3 protein-coding genes are annotated in these 4,029 nt (G+C 57.7%); 2 read left to right on the top strand and 1 reads right to left on the bottom strand.

The window, feature by feature from the left end; genetic code table 11:
• Positions 1-767: 767 nt before the first annotated feature.
• Complete coding sequence (locus EAH68_RS14555) at positions 768-2,396, top strand: Eco57I restriction-modification methylase domain-containing protein (protein WP_126122051.1); 1,629 nt, start codon at positions 768-770, stop codon at positions 2,394-2,396.
• A 16-nt stretch (positions 2,397-2,412) separates the two neighbouring features.
• Positions 2,413-3,168 carry a PaeR7I family type II restriction endonuclease gene (locus EAH68_RS14560; protein WP_206436434.1) on the top strand — a complete coding sequence of 252 codons (756 nt, stop codon included), beginning with the start codon at positions 2,413-2,415 and terminating at the stop codon, positions 3,166-3,168.
• 211 nt (positions 3,169-3,379) lie between these two features.
• Here the strand turns inward: EAH68_RS14560 and EAH68_RS14565 are convergent.
• Positions 3,380-4,029: hypothetical protein (locus EAH68_RS14565; protein WP_206436435.1), on the bottom strand; the 650-nt coding region annotated here is incomplete at its 5' end.

A 4,029-nucleotide genomic window follows, 5' to 3' on the forward strand; every position in this document is an offset into this window, starting at 1 on the left:
TGCTACATCTCAGATACCCCGGCCACCAGGGAGGAGCTAGCTTCCTACCCCACCACTACGCTCCTCACCCGCGCCCTCCCAATTGGAGACCCACCGAAGTTTCTCCGTCCGATAGATCCAGAAGAGCTGGCGGCCATCTGCGAAGAACTGGGCAGAACCGACAACAGTTGATAGTGCCCTGCTTCCTTGCCCGTCATGGTGTACCCCTGCTGCCCACTGGAGTGGGCAGCAGGGGTACACGCCGTACAACCACCCTGGAGAAGTGCCTCCGAGAAAGGGTCAGCCGCGATGACAGACAACATCCCACCCCCGCGACGGTCGAACAAAGCGGTCGTTATCCGCCTGGGCACCGAGACGATCGCCCGCCTCGATCGGTTCGTCGAGCGCACCTCCCACAGCCGGGGCTTCTACCACAAAGCAACCATCCCAGCGATGCTGCCAACCAGCGAGGAAAACTACTGGACCAGCAGGCCAGCGCCTACTAGGAATCCATCATCGACCGGGATTTCCGCACCATCATGGGCCGAGCACTCCACCTCGACAACCTGATTCCATCTGACGATGACCGGATGGGGGAGCAGTAGCATCCTCACCTTCTACGTTCCTATGCCCTATTTCCGGGTCGAGGCTGGCCGAGGAAAAATTCCTAGGATTAGCGGGAGCGAACTGATGTTCTGGCGGAACGGTTAACGAGCAGGTGATGACTTGTCGGGGACGCCGGATATTATAGAAAAATCATTCTATTTACCTGGCCCGAGAGGAACTTCATGACGATTGCCACCCCCGTCGAGATTGAATACGGGGAGGTCTTCACCCGGAGATGGGTGGTGGAGGCAATCCTCGACCTGGTGGGGTACACACCAGACCGGGATCTTTCGCAGCTCCGACTCATTGAACCCTCGGTCGGATCCGGCTCATTTTTCGTGCCAATCGTGGAGCGCTTGTTGGAATCAGCACGGGTGTACGACGTTCCCGTGAAGGATCTCTCGCATGCCCTGTTCGGCCTCGACCTCCAGCGCGAGCACGTGGACACCTGTCGAGAAAAGACCCGAGATCTGCTGGTCGCTCATGGCCTTAGCAGGCATGATGCGGACATTCTGGCGATGAGCTGGCTGCACCATGGTGACTTCCTGCTGGGTGAGATACCTAGTGGCGTTGATTTCGTGGTTGGCAATCCCCCCTATATCAGGACCGAAGATCTTGATGACGAAGTTGAGGCCGCTTACCGCTCCCGCTGGACGACTATGCGTGGCCGCGCCGACATCTACATCGGGTTCTACGAACGCTCGCTGGGCGTGCTGGGGGAGGGCGGTCGACTGGGCTTCATTTGTGCCGACCGTTGGATGCGTAATGCTTATGGCAAGCGTCTACGCGGTCTCGTGGTCTCCAACTATGCCGTGGAGTCGGTGTGGCAGATGCACGACGTAGATGCGTTCGAAAGCGAGGTGTCGGCGTACCCGGCCATCACAGTTCTGGCGAAAACTGAACAGGGCACCGCGACATTTGTGGATACCACGGCTGCTTTTGATGGCTTATCTGCGTGTCAGGTGCTTGGATTCGTGCGCGGTCCCGCAGAGGAAGGATCCGGCAAGGGATGGGAAGGGGCGCGGCTGTCGAGTTGGTTCGAGACCGATGACTTCTGGCCGGCAGGTTCCCCCCACACAATCAAGCTGCTGGAGCGACTCCAGGAGGATTTCCCCGCACTGGAGGAGGACGGCACAACGCGCATTGGAATCGGTGTTGCCACTGGTGCCGATAAGGCATACATCGTGGACAAGGACGCGGTGGTGGTGGAGAGAGATCGGTTGCTCCCCATCGTCATGGCCGACGACATCAGATCAGGTCGTTTAACGGCCCCTAAGAAGTTCCTCCTCAACCCGTGGGATGAAGAGGGCAAGCTTATCGACCTGGCGTCGTACCCTCGTTTCGCCGAGGTGCTGGGCTCGCATGAGGCAGTGAGAAAACGGTTTGTCGCGAAAAAGAATCCTACATCCTGGTATCGCACGATTGACAAGGTGAACCCGAGTCTCTCCGCGCGGCCGAAGCTGCTTCTGCAGGACATGAAGTCGCAGATCACGCCCGTCTTCGAGCCCGGGGGCCTTTACCCGCACCACAACCTCTACTACATCGTCTCAACGTCGTGGGACCTTGAAGTACTGGGTGGACTGTTGTTGTCCCGGATCGCCGAGGCGTTTATCAGCGCGTATGGGGTGAAGATGCGCGGCGGTACACTACGATTCCAGGCGCAGTACCTGCGAAAGATTGCAGTCCCGCGGCCGGAGGATCTGCCGAGGGAGCTCGCGGATCAACTGCGTGACGCTTTCCGCGCGGGTGATCGAGATGCGGCGACGCGAGCTGCTGAGGAAGCCTACGGACTGCCAGTCGGCACCCTTTAAAGACAGGAAGAGCACGTTGACTAATGATCGGATCCCTACCGACATCTGGCGCACCGCGGTGCTGGGCTACTGGCAGGGGCTTGATCTCCAGCAGGCGCGGCAGGGTGTTGTCTCTGGAGTAAAGGACACCGGAAACCGGGCGGCGGTGACTGGGGGAAAACAGATGAATGCGCTGCAAGACGTCTGCGCAGACTTGTGGCGTAGTGACCCCGAGATCGCCCTGGAGGTTCGAACGAACAGGCGAAATGATCTCCCCGCTTATTTCCGCCCCGCTAAGAACTGGGACCTTGTCGTTCTGTACCGGGGTTCGCTCGTTGCGGCTATGGAGTTCAAGTCGCAGCGGGGGCCTTCATTTGGCAATAACTTCAACAACAGGACGGAAGAAGCTCTTGGACTCGCGGCGGACTCGCAGATGGCTGTCGAACGGGGTCTGTTCGGTCACCTCCCGCCCTGGTTCGGGTTTGTCATGCTCGTCGAGCGGGCTAAGGGTTCGATGCGTCCCGTACAAATACCTGTAGGGATGCCCTTTCCTGCGGACGAGATTTTTTACGGCGCCTCGTACATCGAACGTTATCGGATCTTCTTCGAACGCATGATCGCGGAAAAGAATTACGACGCCGTCGCTCTGCTTACTGCAGAGGCCGGTCAGTCTGACTTCATCGAACCGTCGGCCGCGCTTTCCCTGGCGAACCTTGAGGCGGCTATCCGCGCCCGCATTTCTTACATCAAGGCGCTCCCGGACGAAGTGTTCGATGAGCTGACCCATAAATAGCGACGGAAGATGAGGCAGCAAAGTTGGGGTGAATCCCCTCGATGCGGTTCAAAATCGGGATTATGGCAGATCAAATGGATCTTGTCGCACTTGGTTTTAAAACAGCCCGTCCGATTTTCCAGCCCTTCGCGGTCTTCCGGAGGTCCTGGTCGCTAGGGTTATGCCGAGCATTGAATACTATTGTGGGGTCCACCTCCAGGCGGAAAGCTTGCTAGCGCCTCTTCAGATTCCACCAGTAGCGGATAGGGGCATACCGGTAAGAGATCTCGATGCTCTCTCCTGGGGACAGTCCAAAGTGTGGTTCGGCTGAGGATGAAGTAGAGAACACTTCATCATGTCTTGGACCCATGTAGAAGCCCCCTGTGCCTGCCCTACGCGTCTGGTCAGTCATGGCTGGACCGTGACCCAAAACGAAACTTCCTCCGACCACGATGGGAAGATATCTGTTGTAGAAAAAGTGGCCGAGTCCGTTGCCGATGTCGAAGTACTCAAACTTTGGCTTGGAAGAATGGTTAATAAACCATAAAGTCCCGGAGATTATCAGCCCGGCAAACGTACCAGAGGCAACGCCGGAGGTAATATCTGAGACCAGTGACGAGGACTCGATGATCGTCAAATCCGGCCCTATCTGATCTGTAACAGTTGGATTGGGTGCTACCCGTTCGGGGGAGAAATTTATATCTTCCTCTGAGCTTGGCAGCTCCGGAGGGGGTGCCATCTGATCGGCATCCTTCGGTCTTAGCGAGACCGGAATGGGAGGAGTAGGTTCGGCCACTACCGGGTCGGTTTCTACGGGTTCCTCAAACGACTTTTCGGGGCTCTTCCGGTTTTGGAGTGCGTGGCGGGGTGAAGAAGACCACG

Origin of the sequence: Corynebacterium hylobatis, from assembly GCF_003955685.1 — a bacterium.
In the GTDB taxonomy this organism is placed as follows: Bacteria; Actinomycetota; Actinomycetes; order Mycobacteriales; family Mycobacteriaceae; genus Corynebacterium; species Corynebacterium hylobatis.